Source organism: Deltaproteobacteria bacterium (genome assembly GCA_016875395.1).
In the GTDB taxonomy this organism is placed as follows: Bacteria; Myxococcota_A; UBA9160; order UBA9160; family UBA6930; genus VGRF01.
In genome coordinates this window covers 1-3,704 of record VGRF01000064.1, presented here as the reverse complement: position 1 = coordinate 3,704, position 3,704 = coordinate 1, and the positions used below count along the sequence as shown (strand labels likewise).

At 73.7% G+C, this 3,704-nt stretch carries 4 protein-coding genes; 3 read left to right on the top strand and 1 reads right to left on the bottom strand.

What is annotated here, in order from left to right:
- The first annotated feature begins 188 nt into the window (after window positions 1–188).
- Both FJ091_21960 and FJ091_21955 read left to right on the top strand, forming a co-directional pair.
- Window positions 189–359, top strand: coding sequence for a hypothetical protein (locus FJ091_21960; protein ID MBM4386016.1), 171 nt, complete (start codon window positions 189–191; stop codon window positions 357–359).
- Window positions 360–954: 595 nt separating this feature from the next.
- Entirely contained in the window at window positions 955–1,326 is a 372-nt protein-coding gene (locus FJ091_21955; protein ID MBM4386015.1) for a flippase-like domain-containing protein, read from the top strand.
- On the opposite strand, the gene FJ091_21950 is transcribed toward FJ091_21955, so the two are convergent.
- Window positions 1,323–2,450, bottom strand: coding sequence for an MFS transporter (locus FJ091_21950; protein ID MBM4386014.1), 1,128 nt, complete (start codon window positions 2,448–2,450; stop codon window positions 1,323–1,325). The two genes, FJ091_21955 and FJ091_21950, sit on opposite strands and share 4 nt — an antisense overlap.
- A gap of 53 nt (window positions 2,451–2,503) precedes the next feature.
- On the opposite strand from FJ091_21950, the gene FJ091_21945 reads away from it, so the two are divergent.
- Window positions 2,504–3,704: M48 family metalloprotease (locus FJ091_21945; GenBank protein ID MBM4386013.1), on the top strand; the 1,201-nt coding region annotated here is incomplete at its 3' end.

The window sequence follows — 3,704 nt, the reverse complement described above, 5'->3', positions numbered from 1 at the left end:
TCGAGCACGCGGCCGCGCACGGACAGCTCGCCGATCGCGAACGGCGCCTCCTGCGCGCTCGCAGCGAGCGGGAGCCACGAGAGCAGCAGTGCGGCGAGCGCGTTGCGAAGCACGCGCGCAGTCTGACGAGCGCGTGTGCGCTTGGGAACCGCGCAGAGAATTTCGCGCGCGCCGTTACCGTGCCGGCCATGACGCGCATCGACGCCGCTGCCGCCCTCGCCCACTCCGAGCACGTGTGGGAGCAGGCGATCCTGCCCGCGCTCGAGCAGTACATCGCGATCCCCAACAAGTCGCCGGCCTACGACGCGCAGTGGCAGGCACACCGCCGCGTGTTCGAGACGCACGTCGTCGAGGACTGAGCATTGACGGCGAGCGACGCACCGCCGCCTGCTGCGACTCGCTGGGCGCCGATCCTGCTTCGCGTCCTGGCGACCGGCCTCATCTTCGCTGCGATCTTCTGGGCGCTGCCGGCACGCGAGGTGTGGGACGGGATGGCGCGCACGGGCTGGGCGCGTTGGCTCGCCGTGCTGCCGGCGTTTGGCGTCGCGCACGTCGTCGCGGCGGGCAAGTGGCGCATGCTGGTGCGCGCTGCCGGCGTGCCGCTGTCCCTGATGACCGCCCTGCGCGCCCACGCTGCGGGCCTGTTCGCGAACATCTGGCTTCCCTCGATCATCGGTGGTGACGTCGTGCGCGCCGGCTTGGTCGCGCGCGCGCACGGCGGGCTCGCGGTGCCCGCGCTGGCGGGAATCGCCGATCGCGCACTCGACCTGGCGGCGATGCTCACCCTCGCGGCGATGGGAGCCTTGCTCGCGCCCGCGAGCGCGCTCGGGAGCGCGACTCCGCTCCTGCGCGGCGCCGCGCTCGCTCTCGTGCTCGGCGGCGCGCTCGGTGTCGCGCTCGTGCGCGCGATCGACCCTGCGCGACTCCCCACGAGGCTCGTGCGCCCAGCGCAGCGTGCCCAGGACGTGCTCCGCGATCTCGCGCGCCAGCCCGGCCGCGCCGCGCGCGCTCGCCTATGGCGCCTCGGTCGTGGCGCAGGGCTCGCTGGTCGCGCTGAACGCCTGGCTCGGCGCCGCGGTCGGCGTCGCGCCCGGCGCAGCGGCGTGGCTGCTCGCGCGGCCTCTCGCGAAGGTCATCGCGATGGCGCCGATCAGCCTCGGCGGCCTCGGAGTGCGCGAGACCGCGCTCGCGAGCTTGCTCGCGCCCTTCGGCGTCCCCGCGACGCTCGCGGTGGTGCAGGGCCTCGTGTGGCAGAGCATCCTGTTCGCGTTCGGAGTCATCGCCGGCGCGTGGGCGTGGCTCGGGCGCGGAACGAAGAGCGTCTAGCGCCGCGCGGCCGCGCGAACGCCGAGCGCAATCGCCGCGCTCGCGACGGCGAGCGCGAGGAGCGCCGCGGAAACGCCGCGCGTTTCGCCCAACGCGCCAGCGAGGTACGGCAGCGCGACGCCGCCGACGGAGCCCGCCGACACGACCACCGCGAGCGCCGTGCCGCGCCGCTCGGGCGCTGCGTCGCCCGCGAGCACGACCAGCACGGGGAACACCGCGCCGAGCGCGAGACCGATCGCGAGGCTCCACAGCTCGTACGCGTGGCCAGGCAGCGCGCCGCCGACGGCGAGGAGCAGCGCGCCGAGCGCGCCGCCGAGCACGAGCTCGCGCGCGCGCGCGGGAATCGCGAGCGCGCCGAAGCTGATGCGCGCGGAGAACAGGCCCGCCCAAAACGCCGAGATCGCGAGCGTGCCACGCGGCGCGCCTAACAACTGGGCCGGCGCCAGCGCGCGCGCATCTGCGAACGCAGGCAGCAGCGCGGAGAGCGCGGACTCGAGCCCGACGTAGGCCGCGCCCGCCACGGAAAGCGCCGCAAGCGTTCGCCACGGCAGCGGGCTCGCGCGCTCCGCGGAGCGTGCGCCGGGCGGCGCCGGGAATCGCGCCGCGAGACCGGCGGCAGCGAGCGCCACGAAGACGAGCGCGAGCGCGGCGAGCGCGTTGCCCCAGCCGAGCCGCGCTGCTGCGCTTCCGAGCAGCGGCGCGCCGAGCGCGGCGCCCACGGTGGCGGCGCTGTGAGCGAGGTTGAGCTTCGCCGCCGAACGCTCGGGAAAAGCCTCGGGAACCGCGGAGTTGAGCAGCGTTTCGTAGAATCCGGCTGCGAGCCCGAGCAACGCGAAAGCGACCCCGAGCGCGGGGAAGCTCGGGGCAAACGCCGTGCCGGCCAGCGCCGCCGCGCTCGCGAGAGAGGCGGCCACGAACAGCGGCCGGCGCGGGAAGCGGTCGCTGAGTGGCCCGCTCGCGACGACGCCCGCGCCGATGCCAAACAACAGCGCCGACGCGAGCGCCCCGCGCTGCCGCATGTCGAGCGCGAACGCAGCGCTGAGCGCGTCGCCGAGTCCGCCGGGCAGCACGAGCAGCACGCCGAAGGCGAAGAACGCGAGCACGGCGAGCGGCATCACGGACATGACGTGCGCGCGACTCTAGGCAAGTGTCCGCACACCGCTGGAGGGCGAATTCGATGAAGGCAGCGCGCGTCTGTTCGCGCATGGACCACTCTTCGCTGCGAGTGATCGCTCTCGCGAGCGCTCTCGCGCTCGGCACCGGCTGCGTCACGCCCGTCGTGAATCCCGTCACCGGGAAGCGCGAGTACACGACGATGACGCCTGCGCAGGAAGTGCAGGTGGGCAAGCAGGCCGCGCAGGAAGTCGCCCAGCAGATGGGCTTCATCGAAAGCCCCGCGATTCGGGACTACGTCGCGAAGCTCGGCGCCCGGCTCGCGCAGTTCTCGCCGCGGCGTGACGTGCCGTACGAGTTCCACGCCGTCGACATGGAGGACACGAACGCCTTCGCCCTGCCCGGCGGATACATCTACGTCTCGCGCGGCCTGCTCGCGCTCGCGAACAGCGAGGACGAGCTCGCGGGAGTGTTGGGGCACGAGATCGGGCACGTGGCCGCGCGGCACAGCGCGCAGCGGCAGACGCGCGGGCAGCTCGCCGGCCTTGGCGCCGCGATCGCGACGATCGGCGCCGCGGTGCTCGGCGGCGGCCAGCTCGCGCAGGGCGTCGGCCAGCTCGCGCAGACCGGCGCGCAGGGCTGGCTCGCGAGCTACTCGCGCGATCAGGAGCTGCAGAGCGACAAGATCGGTCAGAGCCTCGCGGCGCAAGCGGGCTACGACGCCGCCGCGATCAGCACGTTCCTCGCGGCGCTCGGCCGCGAGCAAGAGATCAAGCTCGGCAAGAAGCGCCAGTCGACGTTTCTCGACTCGCACCCGAGCAGCGAGGAGCGCGTGCAGCGCACGCGAGCGCGCGCCGCGGAGTACCCGCGCGCGGGAACGCCGCCGATCGCGCGCGACCGCAGCGACTTCGTGAAGCGCTTCGAGGGAATCCTGGTGGGCCCCGATCCCGCGCAGGGCATCTTCAAGGACGAGCTTTTTCTCCACCCCGATCTCGACTTCGCGCTGAAGTTCCCGCGTGGCTGGCAGACGCAGAACTCGCCGCAGGCGGTGATGGCGAAGCCCCAGCAGGGTCAGGGGCAGGCGCTGATCGCACTGCTCGCCGTGCCCAAGACCGAGGGCGCGGATGCGCGCGCCGCCGCGCGCAAGCTGCTCAGCGACGCAGCGCAGCAGAACCTGCCCGCGGAAGACGGCGGCACGGAGCGCGTGGGCAGCCTGCGCGGTCATCAGGTGCGCGTGCTCAGTCAGACCACGCTGATCGAACGCA

Excerpts from the sequence above, each read along its gene's own strand:
- FJ091_21960 (MBM4386016.1), top strand. The coding sequence starts at position 189 with ATGACGCGCATCGACGCCGCTGCCGCCCTCGCCCACTCCGAGCACGTG.
- FJ091_21950 (MBM4386014.1), bottom strand. The coding sequence starts at position 2,450 with ATGTCCGTGATGCCGCTCGCCGTGCTCGCGTTCTTCGCCTTCGGCGTG.